At 35.3% G+C, this 22020-nt stretch carries 22 protein-coding genes; 7 read left to right on the top strand and 15 right to left on the bottom strand.

Annotation, left to right across the window (positions count from 1 at the left end; translation table 11 throughout):
- Positions 1-6: 6 nt before the first annotated feature.
- From CRV04_RS05305 to CRV04_RS05290, 4 genes are read right to left on the bottom strand one after another with little or no spacing between them, the layout of a single operon-like run.
- Positions 7-729 (bottom strand): tRNA (5-methylaminomethyl-2-thiouridine)(34)-methyltransferase MnmD, encoded by a 723-nt coding sequence (locus CRV04_RS05305; RefSeq protein WP_128995786.1) that lies wholly within the window; start codon positions 727-729, stop codon positions 7-9.
- Positions 729-1175, bottom strand: a complete 447-nt coding sequence (locus CRV04_RS05300; RefSeq protein WP_128995785.1) for a hypothetical protein — start codon at positions 1173-1175, stop codon at positions 729-731. The genes CRV04_RS05305 and CRV04_RS05300 overlap by 1 nt, the downstream gene beginning before the upstream one ends.
- Positions 1175-1690, bottom strand: coding sequence for an S-ribosylhomocysteine lyase (luxS, locus tag CRV04_RS05295; RefSeq protein WP_128995784.1), 516 nt, complete (start codon positions 1688-1690; stop codon positions 1175-1177). Before luxS ends, CRV04_RS05300 begins: the two co-directional genes overlap by 1 nt.
- Positions 1691-1733: 43 nt before the next feature.
- A complete protein-coding gene (locus CRV04_RS05290; RefSeq protein WP_128995783.1) occupies positions 1734-2117 on the bottom strand; it encodes a hypothetical protein in 384 nt (127 codons plus the stop codon).
- Between the two features lie 166 nt (positions 2118-2283).
- Here CRV04_RS05290 and CRV04_RS05285 point away from each other — a divergent pair, with 166 nt between their 5' ends.
- The 7 genes from CRV04_RS05285 (at position 2284) to CRV04_RS05255 (ending at position 9281) form a co-directional block, all read left to right on the top strand.
- Positions 2284-2973: a type 2 periplasmic-binding domain-containing protein gene (locus tag CRV04_RS05285; RefSeq protein ID WP_128995782.1), complete on the top strand. Its 690-nt coding sequence runs from the start codon at positions 2284-2286 to the stop codon at positions 2971-2973.
- Positions 2974-2976: 3 nt separating this feature from the next.
- On the top strand, positions 2977-6144 hold the full coding sequence (locus CRV04_RS05280) for a transporter substrate-binding domain-containing protein (protein ID WP_128995781.1): 3168 nt from the start codon (positions 2977-2979) through the stop codon (positions 6142-6144).
- Complete coding sequence (locus CRV04_RS05275) at positions 6141-7088, top strand: sensor histidine kinase (RefSeq protein ID WP_128995780.1); 948 nt, start codon at positions 6141-6143, stop codon at positions 7086-7088. Before CRV04_RS05280 ends, CRV04_RS05275 begins: the two co-directional genes overlap by 4 nt.
- A 3-nt stretch (positions 7089-7091) precedes the next feature.
- The gene (locus tag CRV04_RS05270) at positions 7092-7445 is read left to right on the top strand and encodes a response regulator (RefSeq protein WP_128995779.1); all 354 of its coding nucleotides are present in this window, start codon (positions 7092-7094) and stop codon (positions 7443-7445) included.
- Positions 7446-7454: 9 nt separating this feature from the next.
- Positions 7455-8003 (top strand): SiaB family protein kinase, encoded by a 549-nt coding sequence (locus CRV04_RS05265; protein ID WP_228126483.1) that lies wholly within the window; start codon positions 7455-7457, stop codon positions 8001-8003.
- Between the two features lie 11 nt (positions 8004-8014).
- Positions 8015-8389 carry a DUF1987 domain-containing protein gene (locus CRV04_RS05260; RefSeq protein ID WP_128995778.1) on the top strand — a complete coding sequence of 125 codons (375 nt, stop codon included), beginning with the start codon at positions 8015-8017 and terminating at the stop codon, positions 8387-8389.
- Positions 8390-8480: 91 nt separating this feature from the next.
- Entirely contained in the window at positions 8481-9281 is an 801-nt protein-coding gene (locus tag CRV04_RS05255; protein ID WP_228126500.1) for an HD-GYP domain-containing protein, read from the top strand.
- A gap of 283 nt (positions 9282-9564) precedes the next feature.
- On the opposite strand, the gene nifJ is transcribed toward CRV04_RS05255, so the two are convergent.
- The 11 genes from nifJ to pstA form a co-directional block, all read right to left on the bottom strand.
- Positions 9565-13143, bottom strand: a complete 3579-nt coding sequence (gene nifJ / locus CRV04_RS05250; RefSeq protein ID WP_128995777.1) for a pyruvate:ferredoxin (flavodoxin) oxidoreductase — start codon at positions 13141-13143, stop codon at positions 9565-9567.
- Positions 13144-13447: 304 nt separating this feature from the next.
- The gene (locus CRV04_RS05245) at positions 13448-14101 is read right to left on the bottom strand and encodes an HAD family hydrolase (RefSeq protein WP_128995776.1); all 654 of its coding nucleotides are present in this window, start codon (positions 14099-14101) and stop codon (positions 13448-13450) included.
- Entirely contained in the window at positions 14098-15603 is a 1506-nt protein-coding gene (locus CRV04_RS05240) for a peptide-binding protein (RefSeq protein WP_128995775.1), read from the bottom strand. The genes CRV04_RS05245 and CRV04_RS05240 overlap by 4 nt, the downstream gene beginning before the upstream one ends.
- Before the next feature lie 209 nt (positions 15604-15812).
- Positions 15813-16202, bottom strand: coding sequence for a 30S ribosomal protein S9 (gene rpsI / locus CRV04_RS05235; protein WP_128995774.1), 390 nt, complete (start codon positions 16200-16202; stop codon positions 15813-15815).
- A gap of 5 nt (positions 16203-16207) precedes the next feature.
- Positions 16208-16627, bottom strand: a complete 420-nt coding sequence (gene rplM, locus CRV04_RS05230) for a 50S ribosomal protein L13 (RefSeq protein WP_128995773.1) — start codon at positions 16625-16627, stop codon at positions 16208-16210.
- A gap of 76 nt (positions 16628-16703) precedes the next feature.
- Positions 16704-18098, bottom strand: a complete 1395-nt coding sequence (locus tag CRV04_RS05225; RefSeq protein WP_128995772.1) for a sensor histidine kinase — start codon at positions 18096-18098, stop codon at positions 16704-16706.
- Positions 18092-18784 carry a response regulator transcription factor gene (locus tag CRV04_RS05220; RefSeq protein ID WP_128995771.1) on the bottom strand — a complete coding sequence of 231 codons (693 nt, stop codon included), beginning with the start codon at positions 18782-18784 and terminating at the stop codon, positions 18092-18094. Before CRV04_RS05220 ends, CRV04_RS05225 begins: the two co-directional genes overlap by 7 nt.
- The gene (locus CRV04_RS05215; protein WP_128995770.1) at positions 18738-19208 is read right to left on the bottom strand and encodes a phosphate-starvation-inducible PsiE family protein; all 471 of its coding nucleotides are present in this window, start codon (positions 19206-19208) and stop codon (positions 18738-18740) included. Before CRV04_RS05215 ends, CRV04_RS05220 begins: the two co-directional genes overlap by 47 nt.
- Positions 19209-19232: 24 nt before the next feature.
- A complete protein-coding gene (locus CRV04_RS05210) occupies positions 19233-19901 on the bottom strand; it encodes a phosphate signaling complex PhoU family protein (RefSeq protein WP_128995769.1) in 669 nt (222 codons plus the stop codon).
- Positions 19901-20668, bottom strand: a complete 768-nt coding sequence (pstB, locus tag CRV04_RS05205; RefSeq protein ID WP_128995768.1) for a phosphate ABC transporter ATP-binding protein PstB — start codon at positions 20666-20668, stop codon at positions 19901-19903. Before pstB ends, CRV04_RS05210 begins: the two co-directional genes overlap by 1 nt.
- A 177-nt stretch (positions 20669-20845) precedes the next feature.
- Positions 20846-22012: a phosphate ABC transporter permease PstA gene (pstA, locus tag CRV04_RS05200; protein ID WP_128995767.1), complete on the bottom strand. Its 1167-nt coding sequence runs from the start codon at positions 22010-22012 to the stop codon at positions 20846-20848.
- Between the last annotated feature and the right edge of the window lie 8 nt (positions 22013-22020).

Here is a 22020-nt window from a genome sequence, read left to right as displayed (position 1 = left end):
ATTGCATCATTCGTCCAGTAAAGCTTTGGCCTTTTTGTTACGTTGTTGTTTGAGTTCCATGTCAATGTATTCCCCCATAGAAGATGAAGAGGCTTTAAATGCCAGTGTAATTTTTCGTTTTGTTGGGATATATTCATAGATGAAAAAACCTGCTTTATAGAGCGAAAGACGCACAGGTGTCGCAACCGAGTAGGTTGTTAGGATGCAATTTTGACTGCACGCATTGAAAATATCGGTAAAGTATTGCACAGTCCAAAGCTCTTGATTGACCTCTGAACTGAAGGCATCTTGATATACAATGTCAATGTTTTTCAGTGTTTTCACGTAATCTCGTGCATTTCCAATGTACAAATGGATACAAAAACGGTCACTTTTGTATGTTTTGTTTGTAAGCAGTTCTTTGATAATGGGTTGTAAAATTACAAACTCTTTTGGATAAGTGAACTTCTTTAAAGATTCAATTAAATTGGGGTCCAGTTCGGGGGTAAAAATTTCAACGCTGTGTGAAAGATTGTGTTCTAAGATGTAGTAGAGCGTTGAGAAGGTGTTGTAGCCTAACCCAAAACAGATATCCAAAATACGAAGATGTGACTTCCCTTTGTGAAACTTTAAAGCAGGTATGACATGTTTACTCAGAGCTTCATTGATTGCTCCATCATTGACATTATGGTAGTGTTGATTATACTCTTTAGAAAAAAGAGTATTCGAACCATCTATAGTGGTGACCATTAAAGCCCACTTCCCCACATATGAAGTTTTTTGGCTGTAAAGCAGTGATACTCATCAAACAGATCATCAATGTTGTTAATGGCAACAAAGGAGGCGTTGTCTAAAAGTGTACGTATTTCATCTTCATTGTTATGTGATTTTTTCTCTAAGATGATGATATTGGCAGAGTTCTCCAACGCTTTGTACATTAAACCGAGGATTTTTTCTTTATGAGGGCAATGGGTGAGAATATCACTTAAAATAATATACTCATACTCTCTGGCAGAACCTTTTAAACGAGCATCTTTTTCCTGTTTAAAAGGGAGTTGTTTGACTTGGCCATTTAAGTTCTTGGCCACTTTTTCAATGACGGGATTGAGAAAATCCATGTCATTGTTGATATGTAAAATAGCGATATTTTCAAAAGGTTGAAAGAGGTCTTTAAAGAGCTCAAGCGCTTTGTGCATTACAGACCCAGTTTTTTCATCTTCTTTTCACTCAAGAAGAGTTTTTTGTTATTCATAACATCAATACCTCGTCTTAAAATATCTTTGGCAATGCTTTGCGCAGATTTTAAAGAGTGCATTTTATAGGTACCACATTGGTACTCATTAAGTTCGGGAATATCGTTTTGTGATTTAACGGCAAGTACGTCTTTCATAGCATCTTTCCATGCTTTTGCTACTTTTTTCTCACTTGGATTTCCCAAAAGGCTCATGTAAAAACCAGTTCGGCATCCCATTGGAGATACGTCGATGATTTCTACGTTTTTTGAGTTTAAGTGTTCTCGGATGAATCCAGCAAAAAGATGCTCTAACGTGTGAATTCCTTTGGCACTCATTTTCTCTTTATTGGGTACATAAAATCGTAAATCGTATACAGTAATTACATCACCAGATGGTGATTTCATTGTTTTTGCAACTCGAACTGCAGGGGCAGGCATAATGGTATGGTCTACTCTAAAACTGTCTAATAGTGGCATATAAAATCCTTTAATTCATTTAATGGATTGTAGCACAATGATGTTAAAGTGTACTTGATATGTTTTGTAAGGTCAGACCAATATTTTTTCGAACCATTTTTTTATACGCTTTCATATGTACTTTTAACATCTTTTCAATGACTCGAATACGACAATGGTGAATCTCTTGTGCGAACTCGGGTTTTGAAAAAATAGTATTTCTGTCACGTGCTTTTTGAATAAGTTGATTGACGTCATCGTCTAAAACAAGATCACTTCGGTCACACAAAGCATCATATACATTAAAAAAAACTTCACGGTCATGCTCATTCATACGACAGCTGTCATCAAGCATCTTTAAAGCGAGTTTGGAAGCATACTCTATCTCTATGGGTTCAAACTCATGGGTTAGTGCCCAATCGTAAGCTTTTTTAAAAAAATCAGACATATCTTCTCCTTTGTACTCTGTATGCAAAAAACATACCGCATAAGAGGACTCTTTTTAGATTATTGAGTAACCAATTGAGTGATAACAGTTATCAATAGTAAAGAAAAGATGACAATTGCTATTGAAATATGATATTATAGTACAGTTAAACCTAAAAGGCTTCGTGATGAAAATCATATTATTAATGATACCTTTACTTGTTACAACGTTAGGCTCTTTAGAGATTGATTATGAAGAACGAATTCCTTATATCCAAAAAAATAATGGCTCAATAAAAGGATTGGTTGCCACACCTGCACTCAATGCTTTAACACGCTCTGGTATTGAGTATGAATTAAAAGAGAAACCTTCAAAACGACACCTACATGAAATAAAAAGCAATCAAAAACTCATATGTGCTTTGGGTTGGTTTAAAACTTCTCAAAGAGAAACTTTTGCAAAATTTTCAAAAGTGTTGTATCAAGATCAACCCATGGGCATTGTCATACGGCAACAAGAGAAACCTATTTTTGAAAATAAAAAGCTCGAATATATTTTAAAAATACCCAAACGACTTTTAACCAAAGCTTCTTACTCTTATGGGAATTTGGTAGACAATAAAATCAAAGAGTATAAAACACGTACTACGGAAGTGTATACAGATAATCAGAAAATGCTTGAATTGATTATGAAAAAAAGAGCAGATTTTATGTTCATGGCGTATGAAGAGGCATCTGTTTTATTAGAACAATCAAAATATGAAAGTTTAGAGTTTATCCCTGTGCATGATATGCCCCAAGGTAATAAACGTTATATGATGTGCTCTCAAAAAGTAGATGATGAAATACTAAAAATCATAAATCAGTATATCGAGTAGACCATGATACGACTTTTTTTTATCTGTATTGTCCTGTTTCAATTTTTGTTGGGTGTTGAGAAAAGAGAAATTCGAGAACTCTCTGCTGCACTTGCTCATCCTTTGTTTGAGTTGAGTAATAATGAAGCCAATACAATTCTTGAAGCCTTTATGAATGATAACATCGATGTGCAATATATCATTGTTAAAGATACCATTGTGAATGAAGAGTTCGCTGTATATTATCGAGACCAATACAGCACCATTCGACTTCGTCAAAGTACTGATGAAACATTGTCCAATGATTGTCAAAGAAAAAAAGTGTCTAATATTGAACTCAAAGGGGAAGATATTGGGGATATTTATCTGTGTTTAAAAGAGGTTATCCCAGAACTTCAATTTACGAAAGAAGAAGAAGCTTGGATAAAGAGTCATCCGATCATAACCGTACACAATGAAAGAGATTGGGCTCCTTTTAATTTTAATAAAAATGGTGAGCCAATGGGCTTCTCCATAGATTATATACGACTGTTAGCAGAAAAAAGTGGTTTAAAAGTACAGTTTCAAACGGCCAATTGGGATACATTGCTTAACAAAACATATACCAATGAACTTGATGTGATGATGAATATTGCTCGTACATCAGAAAGAGAAAAAAAGCTGCTTTACGTGGGCGTTTATGCACGAAATGTGGCCGGTGTTTTAACGCAAGAAAATCGCACAGATATTTCAAACCTCGAATCTTTGTTTGGAAAAAAAGTTTCAGTAGTGAAGGGCTTTATCTATGAGGAGTTTTTAGAAAAACGATATCCAAAAATTGAAGTGGTGAAATATAACGATGCAATGAGTGCATTAAAGGCAGTTGTTTTTGGTGATGTGGATGCAACCCTTGGAAAAACAGCCGTGTTTAATTATTTGATTTCTGAAAATCTTATCAAAGGTTTAAAATATACAGCGGATGTAAAAGCAGATGATCCAGAGATGGAGAACCTCTATATAGCAGTTCGTAAAGGGGCACCACTTTTACAATCAATTTTGAAAAAAACAATGAACCATGTCTCTATAAAAGAGGTTGATGAACTTCGTCTGAAATGGTTTAAACAAAGAAAACGAGTACAATTTACCAATACAGAGTATGCGTGGTTGGATCGTCGTCCTATTGTGCGTTACAGTGAAGTAAATTGGAAACCACTTTCAATCATAGAGAACAATGCTATGTCTGGTATTATGGGAGATTATCTCAATATGGTTGCAGATCTTACAGGTATAGAGTTTGAGTTTGTGCCTTCAAAATCTTGGCCAGATGTACTGGATAAGTTTAAAAAGGGTGAAATTGATTTGGTTCCTGGAGTGAGTAACACTAAAGAAGAGATGCAATTAGGATTGATCACTCGTTCCTTTGCCCAATATCCCATGGTGGTTGTGACCAATGAAAACATTGAATATGTCAATTCAATGGATTCGATTAAAAATAATATATTTGCTTTACCCAAACATTACAGCAGTTATAATTATGTTAAATCGCTTTATCCCAAAGCGAAGATTTTAGAGGCCAAAAATGTTCCTGAAGCTCTTTTTAATGTCTCGAATGAAAAAGCAGATGTCTTTGTGGGGCATATTGCACCAGCAGTGTATAATATTGCGAAAATAGGAAAAGATAATCTGAAAATTTCAGGTGATGCCGGGCAGGATTTTTCACATCACTTTTTGATTCAACCTTCACTCCCACAGTTGCACTCTATTGTGAATAAGATTTTTGAATCCATCACAGAAAAAGAGAGAGAACGCATCTATAATGGATGGTTGGATATTAAAGTTGAACAAAATACGGGTTTCTCTCTTCAACGCATTATTACCTATATCATTCCGGTAGTTTTGGTTATTGCCATTATTTTGGCATTGATTGTATATTGGAACAGAAAACTTAAATCTTTGGTGGATAAAAAGACACAAAATATTCAAGAACAAAAAGAGGAGTTGCAGACACTTTTAGACTCTTTTGATAGAAATGTAATTTTTGTACAAACGGATTTGCAAGGTGTGATTACCCATCCAAGTAGAGCATTTTGTGAGGTGTGTGGTTACCAAGAAAAAGAGTTGATAGGCAAATCAACAAATATTTTAAGGCATCCTGAAATGCCTAAAGAGGTGTTTGAAAAACTTTGGAATACCATCAAATCAAAAATGCAATGGCGAGGAGAGATAAAAAACAAGGCCAAAGATGGCAGTGATTATTGGGTCTATTCAAGAATTGAACCAGAGTACAATAATGATGGAGAACACATTGGTTATAAGTCAATCAGTCAAGATATTACCAATAAAAAGATTGTTGAGGATTTAAGTATCAATCTTGAAAAAAAAGTTGAAGAGAGAACTTTGGATTTAGAAAATGCAAAAAAGAAGATTGAAGCATTGCATCAAAATACACAAGATTCCATTGAGTATGCCTCCTTGATTCAACATACCCTTATCCCTTCAAGTGAGATCTTTAGAGGTTTCTTCAGTGATTATTTTGCGATTTGGCAACCCAAAGATATTGTAGGTGGTGATGTCTATTTGTTTGAAGAGTTGGATGAAGATACTTCTTTGCTTATGGTCATTGATTGTACAGGACACGGAGTCCCTGGCGCATTTGTAACCATGTTGGTTAAAGCCATAGAACGACAAATTATATCCACCATTATCAATAAAAAAGAAGAGCTAAGCCCTGCTAAAATTCTAAAAATTTTTAACAGAAGCATGAAACATCTGTTAAAACAAGAGGATGAAAATTCGATTTCCAATGCAGGATTTGATGGGGGTGTGTTATGCTACAATAAAAAGAAGGCTATGATTAAATATGCAGGTGCAAATATTCCACTTTTTTATGTAAAAGAGGGCAAACTTAATATCATTAAAGCCGATCGTCACTCGATTGGTTATAAAAAGAGTGATCGAAATTTTGAGTTTAAAGAACATGTGATTGAAACACAAAAAGGGATGAGTTTTTATTTAAGTACTGATGGGTATTTGGATCAAAACGGTGGAGCAAAAGGATTTCCTTTTGGTAAACGAAGATTTGCACAACTTATTGAAGAATTTCATAGCTACTCATGCGCTGATCAGCAAGAGCAGTTTTTGTATACACTGATGGAGTATCAAGGTGACGAAGAGAGAAATGATGATATAGCAGTTGTAGGAGTTAAAATATGAGTGAAAAAAAGAACAGTTCGATGTATATTGGTAAATTCTTAGAAAAAGAGTATCATCAATTTCGTGATGATATGATGGATTTATTGGATGATTATAAACGAAAGAGTCAACGGCTTGATAAAATCATCAAACAAAGTGATAAAATGCAGATGCAACTGCTTAAAGCCAATGAAGAGCTTGATGAGTATAAAAACAATCTTGAAAAAAAAGTGGAAGAGGAGATTGTTAAACGTAAGCAAAAAGAGCAGATGTTATTAGACCAATCAAAGTTTGCCGCCATGGGGGAGATGATCGATGCCATTGCACACCAATGGGCACAACCCTTGAGTATCATCAAGCTGCATACCTCTTCTTTAGAGTTTGATTTCCAAGCAGGTAAAGTCAACGCCGAGTATATTCAACAGCATCAAGAAAAAATATCTCATGTGATTGAACACATGAATACAACGCTCAAAGAGTTCAGAAACTTTTTCAGAGAAGATAAAGAGAAGCAAAGCTTTTATGTCAAAGAGATGATCGCCAAAGTGTTATTGTTTGTCAATGATGAGTTTGTAAAAAATCGCATAAGCTTTTCAACGCAGATTGAAGAGAATTTTGAGATGATAGGCATTGAAAATGAACTCAAACATATCCTTTTAAATATTGTCAATAATGCCAAAGATGCATTTATTCGAAACAGTATCTCTTCTAGAGTCATTCATATTAAAACCTATACCACACCAACGCATCAAGTTATTGAAATTTCTGATAATGCAGGAGGTATTAATAAAGAGATTATTAATGATATTTTTAAAGCCAATGTCACCACATCTAAAGATGGTAAAGGAACCGGCATAGGTCTATATCTGAGTGCACTCATAGCTGAAAAAAACAGCCTTCAACTTGAAGCAAAGAATATTGAAAATGGTGCCATGTTTACACTTAAAAAAATGAGAAAAGGGTGAAAGATGCAATTTTTAGTTGTTGATGATTCAGCTTTGGCTCGAAAGCGTGTTTGTGAATATTTGGCTTCATTGGGATATGAAGTCATAGCTCAAGCGTGTAATGGGGAAGAAGCCATCAAGTGTTATCATGAATATAAACCGTCGTATATTATGATGGATTTTGAGATGCCCGTACTCAATGGTGTTGAAGCATCTAAACAATTGTTGGCGTTGGATGCAAATTTAAAAATTGTATTAATCACCTCTGTTGAAGATAAAAAAGAGTTGATACATGCCATAAAACTGGGTGTTAAAAAGGTGATTAAAAAACCCTATACACAAGAGACATTTAATCGTACAATAGAAGAAATATTATAAGGCAAAACCATGGATATTAAAGTCATACAAGAAATCGTAGAAGAAGATGGAATTGTGTTTTTAACATATGGAGGGTTTTTATCTCAAACGCTTATTGCAGGAATGACTGAAGCTTTAGAAAATGAAGCAGAGATAGGGGATCTTAATAAAGGCATTGCAAACAATATCTTTACTATTTTCATTGAACTGTCGCAAAATATGATGAACTATTCTAAAACAAAATCTCAAGATTGCGTTGATTTAAAATCTCAAGGTTTGATTGTGGTTGGAAGAAACAGTAATGGAAGCTATTATTTACACTCGCAAAATATCATTGATAAACAAGACAGGGACAAAATAGAACCCGTGTTACAAAAAATTAAAAAACTCAATAAAGATGAATTAAAACAAACCTACAGAGAACTCAGACGGAGTGGTAAAAACACTCATGGGAAAGGGGGTGGAATTGGCTTTTATGAGATTGCAAAACGGTGTGATGCAATCGATTTTGAGTTTAAACCCATCAACGATGAAAAATACTACTTCCATTTTCAAGTAGAAGTACTCAACAAACAATAAAGGAGAAATCAATGAATAACTTAATAATAGAAGCGACTAAATATACACCAGCCATTAACTTAAATGCACAAACAGGTCATATCAAAATGGAAGGAAAATCATATCCTGAAAATACATTTGAGTTTTATGAACCCATCATGTCATGGATGAAAGAGTATTTCTCAAGACCGCAAATAAAAACGATAGTAGAATTAGAAATTATTTATTTTAATTCAAGCAGTTCAAAACTCTTTTTTGATTTTTTTGATTTAATTGAAGAAAACAGAGATAAAAGCGATATTGAAATCAGATGGATTTATGATAAAGAGAATGAGAGTGCGTTAGAAGCAGGTGAGGATTTTAAAGAAGATTTTGAAAGCTTAAATTTTAATTTGCTCAGCAAGTAATGAATTCCTTGATGAGCTCATTAAAGAAAGTGAACCGTGCAGTGTTTACTTTTAAGTTCATGAACTGCTTATTATCTATAGGAGACGAGTGATGGATACTATCCAAGAGAATAAACTCATAGGTGAATTAGAAGAGCTTAAAAAGAGTTTTGCACAAACAACCGATAAAATTATAAAAGATATTCGACGACATGATAAAATCATGGCACGAAGTGATAAACGACAACAACAAGAGTATGATGAATTGCAAATACGACTTGATGAGGTAGAAGCTTTAAGTAAAGAGATAGAAGAGACTCAAAGAGAAGTTGTCTTTACCATGGGGGCAATTGGTGAAAGCAGAAGTAAAGAGACCGGTAACCACGTAAAAAGAGTGGCAGAATACTCAAAAGTGTTTGCTTTGTATTTGGGACTTCCTCAAAAAGAGGCAGAGCTTCTTAAACAAGCCAGTCCCATGCATGATATTGGAAAAGTCGCTATTCCCGATGCGATTTTAAATAAGCCTGGCCGTTTTGATGAAGCGGAGCGAGAGATTATGAACACACACGCAGAGTTAGGCTATAACATGTTGCAACACTCTCAACGACCACTTTTAAAAATGGCGGCAACGGTTGCGTATGAGCATCATGAAAAGTGGGATGGTACAGGTTACCCACGAGGACTTAAGGGTGAACAAATACATGTTTATGGAAGAATCACAGCCATGGCGGATGTTTTTGATGCATTAGGCAGTGACCGATGTTATAAAAAAGCATGGGATGATGAGCGCATCTTTAATTTTTTTAAAGAGGAGCGTGGTAAACACTTTGATCCACAATTGGTGGATATATTCTTTGAACATTTAGATGAGTTCTTGCTGATTCGAGAAGAGTTGAAAGATGTGTTTGAATAAAACAAAGAAGCTTCGCGCAGCCTCTTTGTTTTAGGAGAGAAATGAAAAATAGACGTTCGTAATTCGTCTGTAAAAAAATTATAACTTACATGGATAAATCAATCACTAATCAATCGTTAACAAAAAGATAATACCTAAAGAAAATTCTAAAAATATATAGAAAAGTAAGATTTGTTTGTAGATAAGGCGAAGAGTGAATTTAAACCCAAGGAGTTTAGAGTTCCTAAATGAGTGGTTTAAATTCGCTTTTCAACGCCATATAGAAGCAAAGATTGCTTCTATATTATACGTGTTCACCTTCTAATTCATCTGAGTAATCCGCAGCTGCCATTCTCGCTAACTGTCGATATCTGTATTGAGCCTCTCTTTTATTTTGCTCTAACAACTCAGTTGCATGCTCTGGGTTGAGTTTTTTCAATGAGATATATCGGTTTTCCTGCATTAAGAAATCTTCATATTTTTCCCATTTTGGTTTTTTTCCAGAAATTTTGATTGGGTTTTGCCCTTGCTCAATTTTTCTTGGGTCAAATGTATAAATTGGCCAGTAACCACATTCTGTTGCTAATGCACCTTGGTCAACTGATTTCATCAATCCACCTTTAATACCGTGCGCAATACAAGGAGAGTATGCAATCACAAGTGAAGGTCCATTGTACTCTTCAGCCTCTTTCATTGCTTGTGCAACTTGTTTTTGATTTGCTCTTGAATTGACTTGTGCAACATAGATGTTACCGTAAGTCATAGAGATGTAACCTAAATCTTTTTTCGCATTTGGTTTACCATCATTTGTAAAGTCTGCAATAGAACCAGTTCTTGCTGCTTTAGATGATTGTCCACCTGTATTTGAGTAAACTTCTGTATCAACAACAAGTACGTTTACGTTTTCACCAGTTGAAAGTACGTGGTCAAGTCCACCATAACCGATGTCGTATGCCCAACCATCTCCACCGATGATCCATTGAGATTTTCTTACGATGTATTTTCTAAGGCTTAATAAGTCTTTTACACCTGGTAAGTCTTGGTTTTGCTCTAATTGAGGTACCAATTTGTCTCTGATTTCTTGTGTTTTAACACCATCATTTCTGTTTTCTAACCACTCTTTATACAATGCTTTTAATGGATTCGTTGCAGTCTCCATTGTGTCATTCATGATTGTTTGAATTCTGTTTCGAATGGTTTCATTTGCATGGTGCATACCATAACCAAACTCTGCTGTGTCTTCAAACAGTGAGTTTGCCCATGCAGGACCTTCACCTTTTTCATTTTTTGTATATGGTGTTGAAGGAGCTGATGCTGAGTAAATAGAAGTACATCCAGTAGCATTTGCAATCATCATTCTGTCACCAAACATTTGAGTTGCTAACGTGATGTATGGCGTCTCTCCACACCCTGGACAAGCTGAGTGGAACTCAAACAGTGGCTTAGCAAATTGTGAACCTTGAACCGATGATTTATCCACTAAATAATCTTTATAAGTTACATCATTGAATAAGTAGTCTGCATTAACTTGCTCATTATTTTTTTCTTCCACTTCATATGGAACCATTTTAAGAGATTTCTCTTTTGTAGGACAAATATCAACACAAACGTTACATCCCGTACAGTCCATAATAGAGACTTGGATTTTGTATTTTAATCCTTGATCTTTTGTTCCTTTTGCTTTTGCATCAAGTGACGTTGCTTTTACCCCTTCAGGTGCTTTTGCAAATTCATTTTCGTCCATCAAAAATGGTCGAATTACTGCGTGTGGACACTCAAATGCACATTGGTTACATTGAATACATGTATCGGCATTCCATTGCGGTACCATGGTTGCAATTGCTCTTTTTTCATATTTTGTAGAACCATTTTCAAACGTTCCACCCTCCATTCCAAGATTAATGAATGAAGAAACAGGAATTTCATCCCCTTTGGCAGCATTTACTACTTTTGCAAATTGTTCAACATACTCAGAACCTTTATATGTAGAGTTTACCACTAAAGCCCCACCATCTAAGTTTGACCATGCTGGATCAACAGGCACTTCTTCAATTCCTTCTGCACCTACATCAATTGCAGCAAAGTTCATTTTAACAATCTCTTCACCTTTATTTCCATACGCTTTTTCTGCATACTCTTTCATGTATGTTTTTGCTTCTTCGTAAGGAATAACATCTGCAAGTTTAAAGAATGCAGCTTGCATAATGGTATTGGTTCTGGTACCCAAACCGATATCTCTTGCAAGTTTCGTTGCATTGATGATATAGAATTTAACTTTTTTATCTGCTAAGATTTTTTTAACTCGCGCAGGCATTCTCTCTTGAACTTCAGCAACTGAGTGAATTGAGTTTAAAAGGAAAGTACCACCTTCTCTGATTTTATCAATTACTTCGTATTGCTCTAAATAAACCTCTTTAGAACAGGCTACAAACCCTGGAGTTGATACAAGATACGTTGATCGAATTGGTGCTTTTGAGAATCTTAGGTGTGAACGTGTATATCCACCTGATTTCTTTGAGTCATATGCAAAATATGCTTGTGCATATAAATCTGTTTTATCCCCAATAATTTTAACCGAGTTTTTGTTTGCCCCAACCGTACCATCAGCACCAAGTCCATAGAAAAGGCATTCATTTACATCTTCAACAACCGATACATTTTCACCCACTTCAATTGAAGTAAAAGTAACATCATCATTGATACCCACTGTGAAGTTGTCTTTTGATGTTTCACTGGCTAAGTTATTATACAGTGCAATGATTTGTGCAGGTGGAACATCCTTAGAAGATAGACCATATCGTCCACCAATGATTTTTGGTTGTTTTGCTTGACCGTAGAATACTGATTTAATATCTAAGAAGAGAGGCTCACCTAAGCTTCCTGGCTCTTTTGTTCTGTCAATTACACAGATTCTTTCAACTGAGTCTGGAAGTGCATCCATAAAGTATTTAATACTGAATGGTCGATATAAGTGAACGGTTAACAGACCAACTTTTCGTCCTTCTGTTTTTGTTAAGTAATCGATGGTCTCTTTAATGGTCTCTGTAACAGAACCCATAGCAACAATAATATCAGTTGCATTCTCATCACCATAATATGTAAATGGCGCATAGTTTCTTCCTGTTACTTTTGAAATCTCTTTCATGTAATCGTTTACAATATCAGGAACGGCATTATAGTATTGGTTTGAAGCTTCTCTTCCTTGGAAGTAGATGTCATCATTTTGTGCCGTACCTCTGGTAACTGGAGATTCTGGATTAAGTGATGTATCTCTGAATTTTTGAACGGCTTCTTTATCTAAAAGTCTGTCAAATACATCGTAATCCATCACTTCAACTTTGTTGATTTCGTGTGAAGTTCTGAATCCATCGAAGAAGTGTAAAAATGGTACTCTCCCTTTAATAGCAGCAAGGTGAGCTACACCACCTAAATCCATCACTTCTTGTACAGAACCTGTTGCTAACATTGCAAATCCAGTGGCTCTGGCACTCATAACGTCTTGGTGGTCACCAAAAATAGAGAGTGCATGTGCCGCCAATGCTCTTGCAGATACGTGAATAACACCTGGTAAGAGTTGACCTGCAACTTTATACATATTTGGTATTTTTAATAAAAGACCTTGAGATGCTGTATAAGTTGTTGTTAATGCACCTGCTTGAAGTGAACCATGGAATGTACCAGCAGCACCCGCTTCTGATTGCATTTCAATAACTTTTACTGTTGTTCCAAACAGGTTCTTTTTACCTTGAGTTGCCCATTTTTCTGTATTATCACCCATTTGTGAAGATGGAGTAATAGGATAAACCCCAGCTACTTCTGTGAAAGCATATGACACGTATGCAGCAGCTTCGTTACCATCCATTGTAGCAAATTTTTTTGACATGAATTTCCCTTAATTTTTTAATGAACGTATAGCATACTTACTCTTAACTTAATTCATTATAAAATCCTCGACCCTAAAATCTACATTTTTTTTACATTTTTGGCAAAAAATGAGAGAAATTATCAAGAATAGTTAAGTTTAAATTAAAAAATAACACAAAATTAGTCCAAATAAGCTAATTAAATAATTTTTATAGTTATTTATAGCTTTTAATATTAATCTTATCTAAGTTTACTAAGTTAGTTGTGTTTTTTATATTTAAGGTTTAATAAAGCTAATGAATTTGCAAATTTTTTACTGTTTTCTACTTTGTCAGACTTTTTATAAGCTCAACAGCTTCAAAAGAGTTATTCGTAACATGTGGTGTATATTGTTGTAACTCCTCTTTTTTACCATAGCCGCATAACACTGCCACGCTTTTTATTTGGGCTTCATTGGCTGCAAGCAGATCCAGTTTGGTATCTCCTACCATCCAAATATTGTGTTCATTGGTAGTGACGTTCATCAGCTGCATTGTTTTTAAAATGGGTTCGGGGTGTGGTTTTGGATTTTCAACGTGTTCTCGTCCTGTAACATGTTCAAAGAAAGTATCTATTCTCATGTGTTCCAATAATGGAGTAGTGTAGGCTCCGGTTTTGGTTGTTACTACGGATAAACGTGCAAAGGTACTTGCAAGTTGCAGAGCAGCTATTGCATCTTGAAGTAGAATCGTTTGAGCTTTTGATATGAGTCGATACCGTTCTTTATAAGCAGCTACAAAATCCCATGCCAGTTTCTCGTCTACACCCAACTCTTTATACATGATATCAAGTGGGTAACCAATGAGGGCTTTGATGTCCTCATCATTGCCTTTAAAATTAAAGTTCATTTTTGTAAAGGAATGATGAAAGGTTGAAACAATTGCATCGGTTGAATCAATAAGTGTTCCATCTAAGTCAAAGAGTATGATATTTTTCATTCTTTTATCCAATCTTTTTGATTATGCATGATGCCTATAAAGGAAGGCTCAATGTTTTTAATGTTCTTGTTCACCACTGTAATGGAGTTTGGTATATATAAAAACAAATACGGAATATCCTCAGCAATGTGTTTGAAAATCTTTTTATAAATCACAGAGAGTTTTTCTCTATCAATGGTCACCGCTCCTTGCTCAATAAGTGCATCTACCTTGCTATTGTGGTATCCCACTAAATTAAACCCACCCTTTTTATCACTGTTGCTGTGCCACAGCGGATAGGCATCGGGCAATAATGCTAATCTCCATCCCATAAGAACCGTTTCAAAGTTTCGTGGATGCACTTTTGTATTTAAAAAGGCTTGCCACTCCATGACACGAATTTTCATCTTCACGCCAATCTTTTCGAGTTGATACTGCAAAATTTCAGCTGCGGCAATGCGTATTTCGTTACCTGTATTGGTGACCAGTTCAAACTCAAATGGATTTGTCTCATCGTAGCCTGCCTCTTTTAACAGTGCTTTGGCTTTTTTTAAATCGGGTGTAGGCATTTTTACTTGGTCATTAAATGCAAACGTACCTGGTAAAAAAGGTCCCGTGCAGACTTGACCATGTCCAAAATATAAGATATCGACCAACTCTTGTCGATTTATCGCCAGACTGAGTGCTTTTCGCACCCGTATGTCTTGGAACTTCTTGTTACGCAGGTTAAATCCCAAATAATCATAAGCAAAAGCAGGTTGTTCAATGATTTTAAAATCTTTTTTGAATTGTTCATCAATTTGACGATCATACTGTAAGGGTAGCAGACCATCCAAATCCAATAAATTTTCTTTCAGCATTAAAAATGAGGTTGTGGGATCGGGTAAAAAGCTGTAATGTATGGTATCAATTTTAGGACGACCTTCAAAGGAGTCATCATTGGCTTTTAACATAACATCAGATGAGGATTCATACGTATCAAGTTTGTAAGAACCCGTACCAATAGGGTTTTTGTTAAAAGAGCTCGTCATTAAATTTTTTTCATCTTTTAAAATATGCCAAGGCAATAATCCCACCATCCAAATCTCTAATGCTTTAAAATAGGGCTCTTTATAGATGACTTCAATAGTGTGCTCATCCAATGCTTTCACACTTTGCACTTTTTGGAAATTTGAAACAATGGAGTTGAAGACTTTTGGATTAATGATGGATTCATAAGTAAAAATGACATCTTGTGCACGTAATGGTTCACCATCATGCCATCGCACATTTTTTTTGAGTTTGATGATCAGATGTGTTTTGTCTTTAAACTCATATGATGAGGCCAAATCAGGAATGATTTTCCCCTCTTTGTCGTATTTAAACAAGCCATTAAAAAGCCAGTTGGCTATTTCACTGCTGGCTGAATCATTTGCAAGTATAGGATTAATACGACTTGGGTTTGAAGACATAGAGAGGTTTAAAGTACTTGCATAAAGTGTATATAATGAAGTGAATATAAAAAGGGCAATGATTTTTTTCATAGGGTATTGTAATCTTTTTTTATAAAAAACTGCATAAAAAAAGGAGCAACTTGTGTCGCTCCTTTTGAAATACAAAGAAAAATCTTTGTGGAAAAAAAGTACCAATTCCTGTTGATAGAATTGACATCGGTCTTTTCCATGCCTTTGGCATAAAGGAAAAGCCATAATCTTCGACAAAAGAGAAGAAATTCTCTTCTGTAAATCGCAGATTATCTTTTTGAGAATTGACCGCTTTTTCTCGCTTTTTTTCGTCCATATTTTTTTCTTTCAACTGCTCTTGCATCCCGTGTTAATAAACCGTGTGGTTTAAGCACTGCTCTGAATTGCTCATCAAAAGCAACTAAAGCTCTAGAGATACCGTGTCTAACTGCGTCAGCTTGTGCAGAGTAACCACCACCAAGTGTTTTAACAACTACATTTACAGAAGTCTCTTGTTTAGCTACTTCTAATGGTTGCATTACTCTTTTTTTAATTGCTTCATGTCCACCTAACCATGCGTCTAAAGTTTGACCGTTGATTGTAATTTGTCCGTTACCAGCTTCTAACCATACTTTAGCGATAGAAGTTTTTCTTCTTCCCGTTGCGTATACTTTTGCCATGAGTCTTATCCTTTAATTTGCGCAGTGTGAGGGTGTTCAGCACCTGCATATACTTTTAATTTTTTTAACATTGTTTTACCAAGTTTAGTTTTAGGTAACATACCTCTAGTAGCCAATTTGTATAGCTTCTCTGGGTTGTTAACTAACATCTCAGACATTTTGTGAGTTTTTGTACTACCAAAGTACCCTGAGTGTGTATAATAGTTTTTAGACTCTAGTTTAGTACCAGAAAATTTTGCTTTAGAAGCATTGATGATAACTACGTTATCTCCACAATCAACGTGAGGAGTATAAGAAGGTTTGTGTTTCCCTCTTAAAAGTGTAGCTACTTCAGTAATAATTCTACCAAATACTTTATCAGTTGCGTCTACTACTACCCAATCTCTCTCGATTTCGTTAGCTTTTGCCATTTGAGTAAATTTCATTTATTTTCTCCGCTTGTATTAATGAGCACGAATAATAGTGTAGTAATACTTAATATTAACTTAATTTAAGTAAAATTTAAAATTTTATGATAAATTTAGAGCCAAAATTGAATTCACTCTCAATTTGCAGCTCAAAACCATGCAGGTTGATGATTTTAGAAACGATAAACAATCCTAATCCCAAAGAGTTATTCCAGTCATTTTTTGACACTCGGTAGAACTTATTTTGAATCTTCTCTAAATCATTTGCAGTTATACCAATCCCCATATCAATCACCTTGATGTCCTCTTTGGTGATTTCTACGGTGACTTTTTCTTCTGAGTATTTTAAAGCATTCTCTATGAGGTTTGAAATGGCAATGGTCATGAGCGTTTCATCGATATTGAGTCTAATATCATCAATTATATCCAAGACAATCTCTCGGTTTTTATACTTTTGTTTAAGATCACTGATGATTTCAGTGGTAAGCAGTTTCAAAGAGCACTCTTTATAAAAACCGTCTTGTTTTCCCTCTTCAAGTTTGAGTGTCAGACGAAGGCGATCAATGAGTGCGGACATCTTATTGGCATTGCTGTGGATTTTTTTTAAAAAGTTTTCTTGCATGTTTTTAGGCAGTGTTTTATCATGCATAATCGTTTCAGTATATCCTGAGATAATGGCAATGGGGTTTTTAAATTCATGTGAAATCGCAGAGATAATCTCATCTTTTTGTTGATTGGCCAGTTTTAGTCGTGCGGTGTGTTTGGCTTTGAGTTTATTTTTCTTAGAGAGTTTCACGGCCACTTTTCGTAAAAGCCTTGAAATCTCAAAAAACTCTTGTGTATATCGAGAGTTCAGTGCACGTAAGTTTGACTTACTCATCGCATCTTTTTTGGTCAGTTTGGTTAAAAACTGCAGGATTTTATCCGTTTGAATACGAATACGATGACTGATGATATAGGTAATAATAAATACAAAGATAATAAACACAGCAAAAATGCCCATGATTTGAAAGGTTAAGCCGATGAATTGGTTTTGAATCTTTTCAATGGAATCCGCCATTCGTATGTAGATGGTTTCATCATTGATTTTTACTTTTTTTGCAATATATAAAAGGTCTTTGTCAATGGTTTTAGAGTGGCGAATAATCTTTCCCACACCATCTTCTTGCAGGTTCACAATCTCTTTTCGATTGAGGTGATTGTCCATTGAGTGTTTGTCTTCATGGCTTTCTGCAATGACCTTTCCAGAAGCATTGATAATGGTCAGACGAAGATTGGTTTTATCTTTAAACTCTTGTACCATTGCATCTAAATTATCCAGTGAGTTTAAAGATACAATCAATGCATCGATGTTTTGAGACATGTTTTTTTCAATCTCTTCAAGATAGGTGGCTTTAATCCAAAAATAGGTGGTGATACTCACCGAGAGTAAAACCGCAAAAAACACAAGAATAAAAGAGCGTAAAAAGAGCTGGTGAATTTTTAGCAAAAGATGTACCCTTCACCACGAATTGATTTGATGTACTCTTTTTTCCCTTTAGGGTCAATTTTAGCTTTAAGACGTTTCACGGCTACATTGACTGTTTTGAGTTTTTTATCAAATGAGTCTTCCCAAACGGCTTCTAAAAGGTGTTCTCTTGAAAGCAGAATGTCTTTGTTTTTAATGAACTCTAAGAACAGATCATGCTCTAAGTGCGTGAGTTCTATCTCTTTTTCATCGATATAAAATTTTTTATTGGATTTTTTATAGACAATGTCTTTGACTTTTAAAATCTCAACACTTTTTTTAGTACGTTTTAGTATCGCTTTAACGCGTGCACATAACTCTTTTAAGTTAAAAGGTTTTGTGATATAGTCATCTGCATGAGCATCAAAACCATTTAAGATGTCCTCTTCTTTATCTTTGGCAGTGACGTAAATCACTGGCACATTGATGCCTTGTTGTTTGATATTTTTTATAAATGAGGTACCATCAATGCCCGGAAGGTTTCTGTCCATAAGCACCAAGTCGATGCTCTCTTCTTCGAAAATATCTTCCAAAGCTTGATTGACTTTTGTAAAACCGATGGTGTCATACCCCTCTTTTTGAAGGGTATACTCCAACAGTTCTAAAATATCTTCTTCATCTTCAACTATCAGTATCGTATTCTTTTCCAAGTTGCACCTTAGGGTCATTTTTTGAGATTTTTTTTGACTTTCTATCGTCTTCATATTCAATCACTGTGTCTTTAGAGATTTTAATCACTCCCGGAGAGAACTTAATCGCAAAAATTCTAAAGATGAAAAAGACAAAAATGACACCCAATAAAAAGGCAATATCAAAGTAGTCTTTTGTTCTATGTGAAGCTAAAATAATAACATCACGAATCAAGAAAATGATAAAAATATCAATAACAAATCGTAATCTTAACTTCTCTTTTTTAATAAAGTCAGATACCATCTTTACAACTTCCATGATCACGATGAATTCAAGCATCAAGATAATGGCTTTGTAAAACTCCAAACCGACAAATACAATGGTAACAAACAGCAACGCTGCAATGAGTACTTCATAGTTATAACTGAAGTATCGTTTTATTTTTAATACTGCTCTTTTCATGGCAATATTGTACCATATTTCTTATTATGCTTGGAGAATTTCCCCACCTATATGAGCAAACAGAAGTAAGTTTGCAATACTCGCTGCTCGGTCGGCCACTTTCTCTAAACGTCGAAATGAACCCAATAGATCAAAATAGTCTTTTGAAAGATCTCTGTTTTTAGTAATCAGCTTTAATAAATTTTTTTCAATCATCGAGTATAAATCATCAGTTTTACTCTCTTCAACGATGACTTTATGAAAGTAATCTTCAGTGTCGTTGTCATCGGCTAAATTGATCATCACCAAAGCTGTTTTGAGTGAAAGAATTGTTGACTTGTGTAATGGAATAGCATACTCTTTTACTTTTTCTACGTCCACATCATGGTTCATTGCTTTTGAAAACGCTTTGATGAAACTCTTGGTATTTGAACTTGCTCGTACAACTTCATTGGTGATTTTTAAGTATGAAACCAATGAACGTAAATCTTTTGCTTCTGGTGCATGCAGTGCCAATGTGGTTACAATTAAATTATCAATCTTATTGGAAAGATTCTCAATATTATTCAATTCTGATTTTGCATCATTGAAAAGCTCTGCTTTATCTTCAACCAAACCACTTAGTGCCAACTCATTGGCTTTTACTACTTTATCACCAATAAAAATAATCTCATTTTTAATGGTGTCAAGTTTCTCTTTAAATACTTGTAACATTATCCAAACCTTCCTGTAATATAATCTTCTGTTTTTTTCTCTTTTGGGTTTACAAAAATCGTTTCCGTTTCGTCATACTCAATGAGTTGACCTAAATGGAAAAACGCTGTATAGTCTGCAACCCGTGCAGCTTGTTGCATATTGTGTGTCACTGTGATGATGGTATATTTTTTCTTTAGTTCCAACATTAAAGCTTCAATTTTTTCTGTACTGATTGGGTCTAAAGCTGAGGTTGGTTCATCCATTAAAATAACATCGGGTCGCACAGCAATCGTTCGTGCAATACATAACCGTTGTTGTTGACCACCTGAGAGTGATGTTCCAGGAGCATGGAGTTTATCTTTAACTTCATCCCAAATACCTGCTCCATGAAGTGACTCTTCAACTAAAGCATCACACGCTTTCCCTTTTTTAACAATCCCGTGTTTCAATGGGGCATAAGCCACATTTTCATAGATTGATTTAGGAAAAGGGTTGGGTTGTTGAAACACCATACCAATTCGTTTTCGTACACTTACTACGTCCACATCTTTGTCATAAATATTTTTTTTATCAATGACAACGTTTCCTTTTATTTTTGCACTGGCAACCAAATCGTTCATACGGTTCAAGCATCGTAAAAAGGTCGATTTACCACACCCTGATGCACCAATAAGTGCAGTGATTTTGTTTTCATATAAATCAATATTAATATCATGTAAAGCATGATTATTTGCGTACCATAAGTTTAAATCTTTGACATCTACTTTAACGTTTTGTTTACTCATAATTTTTCTCTTTTATCTCTAATTTTATTTATGCTTTTTAGCCTTTGTTGGTGCTCAAAACTTTCGCACAACAACTTCAAAAGAACGCTTCCCCTTCGTTGGTGCTCAACATTTTCGCACAACAACTTCGGTTTCGAAGCTAACAAAGCCAAGCAGTTGGCTTTGCCTTAGCGCTTCTCACCATTTAACTTCAAATTTCTTTCTTAACAACACAGCAATGGTATTTAAAGAAATAAGAACCGTTAACAGTACAATAATACCTGCGGCTGTTTTTTCAATATAGGCGCGCTCTGGCATTCCTGACCATGTGAAAATTTGCGCTGGCATAACCGTTGCAGCTGATGTGATATTGGTCACCGCATCAGGAACAAAAGCAATCATCCCTACAATAATCAAAGGAGCAGTTTCCCCCATGGCTTGTGCTAAAGCGATGATTGAACCCGTTAAAATACCAGGGAATGCTAAAGGTAAAACGTGGTCACGTGTCACTTGCCATTTTGTTAATCCCAATCCATAACCTGCTTGTCGAATACTTGCTGGTACGGATTTAAGAGCTGCTTTTGAACTTACAATGATAATAGGTAAGGACATCAATGCCAGTGTCATACCCCCAACCAGTGGTGAACTTCTTGGAACCCCAAAGAAGTTAATGAAAATAGCCAAGCCCAATAGACCAAACAAAATTGAAGGTATGGCTGCAAGGTTATTGATGTTCACTTCAATGATTTGTGTTACTTTGTTATCGGGAGCAAACTCTTCAAGATAAATGGCGGTCATCACTCCAATAGGTACTGCCAATGACATCGTTACAATCATGGTTAAAACTGAACCAATCATCGCAGCATAAAAACCTGCATTTTCAGGAATCTTTGAATCTCCCGTGAAAAAGAAAATGACGTTAAATCGTTTTTCAATCTCACCTTGCGCTAAGAGTTGATCGATTTTATCTTTTGTTCGTTGTTTCAGTCGTGAATGTTTCCCTTTGACATGTTGGTCTGCTTCTGCATTGGTTAATGCCCAAAATGTTTGAGTGGTTCCCATCCATTCTGGATTTTCTCTGATTTCTTGAGGAAGGCTTCGTAACCAAGCACGGCTGATGATTTGACTCATGTCACGATCAAAAATACCGTAAGGGTTTTCAGCAGCCTCTTCATCGATGGTCACATCAACTTTGATATAAGATTGTTGAAATGCAGGGTAACCATTTTTAACAATATCAAACAAGAAAAAACCTAAAAAAGAGAGTGAAAGAATCACGGCTGCCATTGTAATATACATAAAGCGTTTGGCTTTTCTGTTTCGTTGTGCAATTTGTGGTATGTAAAAGTCGTTTGTTTTTTTCATCATGCTGC

It is taken from the genome of Candidatus Marinarcus aquaticus (assembly GCF_004116335.1).
GTDB lineage: Bacteria > Campylobacterota > Campylobacteria > Campylobacterales > Arcobacteraceae > Marinarcus > Marinarcus aquaticus.
The sequence above is the reverse complement of the archived record's forward strand: the minus strand, read 5'-3'. Positions and strand labels throughout refer to the sequence as shown.

Bases quoted from the DNA above. Each gene is read 5' to 3' on its own strand.
- CRV04_RS05285 (WP_128995782.1), top strand. From the start codon at position 2,284: ATGAAAATCATATTATTAATGATACCTTTACTTGTTACAACGTTAGGC.
- pstB (WP_128995768.1), bottom strand. From the start codon at position 20,668: ATGAGTAAACAAAACGTTAAAGTAGATGTCAAAGATTTAAACTTATGG.
- CRV04_RS05220 (WP_128995771.1), bottom strand. From the start codon at position 18,784: ATGACCCTAAGGTGCAACTTGGAAAAGAATACGATACTGATAGTTGAA.
- CRV04_RS05215 (WP_128995770.1), bottom strand. From the start codon at position 19,208: ATGAAAAGAGCAGTATTAAAAATAAAACGATACTTCAGTTATAACTAT.
- CRV04_RS05305 (WP_128995786.1), bottom strand. From the start codon at position 729: ATGGTCACCACTATAGATGGTTCGAATACTCTTTTTTCTAAAGAGTAT.
- CRV04_RS05290 (WP_128995783.1), bottom strand. From the start codon at position 2,117: ATGTCTGATTTTTTTAAAAAAGCTTACGATTGGGCACTAACCCATGAG.
- CRV04_RS05255 (WP_228126500.1), top strand. From the start codon at position 8,481: ATGGATACTATCCAAGAGAATAAACTCATAGGTGAATTAGAAGAGCTT.
- CRV04_RS05260 (WP_128995778.1), top strand. From the start codon at position 8,015: ATGAATAACTTAATAATAGAAGCGACTAAATATACACCAGCCATTAAC.
- CRV04_RS05270 (WP_128995779.1), top strand. From the start codon at position 7,092: ATGCAATTTTTAGTTGTTGATGATTCAGCTTTGGCTCGAAAGCGTGTT.
- CRV04_RS05280 (WP_128995781.1), top strand. From the start codon at position 2,977: ATGATACGACTTTTTTTTATCTGTATTGTCCTGTTTCAATTTTTGTTG.
- rplM (WP_128995773.1), bottom strand. From the start codon at position 16,627: ATGAAATTTACTCAAATGGCAAAAGCTAACGAAATCGAGAGAGATTGG.
- CRV04_RS05240 (WP_128995775.1), bottom strand. From the start codon at position 15,603: ATGAAAAAAATCATTGCCCTTTTTATATTCACTTCATTATATACACTT.
- luxS (WP_128995784.1), bottom strand. From the start codon at position 1,690: ATGCCACTATTAGACAGTTTTAGAGTAGACCATACCATTATGCCTGCC.
- nifJ (WP_128995777.1), bottom strand. From the start codon at position 13,143: ATGTCAAAAAAATTTGCTACAATGGATGGTAACGAAGCTGCTGCATAC.
- CRV04_RS05275 (WP_128995780.1), top strand. From the start codon at position 6,141: ATGAGTGAAAAAAAGAACAGTTCGATGTATATTGGTAAATTCTTAGAA.
- CRV04_RS05245 (WP_128995776.1), bottom strand. From the start codon at position 14,101: ATGAAAAATATCATACTCTTTGACTTAGATGGAACACTTATTGATTCA.
- rpsI (WP_128995774.1), bottom strand. From the start codon at position 16,202: ATGGCAAAAGTATACGCAACGGGAAGAAGAAAAACTTCTATCGCTAAA.
- CRV04_RS05210 (WP_128995769.1), bottom strand. From the start codon at position 19,901: ATGTTACAAGTATTTAAAGAGAAACTTGACACCATTAAAAATGAGATT.
- CRV04_RS05265 (WP_228126483.1), top strand. From the start codon at position 7,455: ATGGATATTAAAGTCATACAAGAAATCGTAGAAGAAGATGGAATTGTG.
- pstA (WP_128995767.1), bottom strand. From the start codon at position 22,012: ATGAAAAAAACAAACGACTTTTACATACCACAAATTGCACAACGAAAC.
- CRV04_RS05300 (WP_128995785.1), bottom strand. From the start codon at position 1,175: ATGCACAAAGCGCTTGAGCTCTTTAAAGACCTCTTTCAACCTTTTGAA.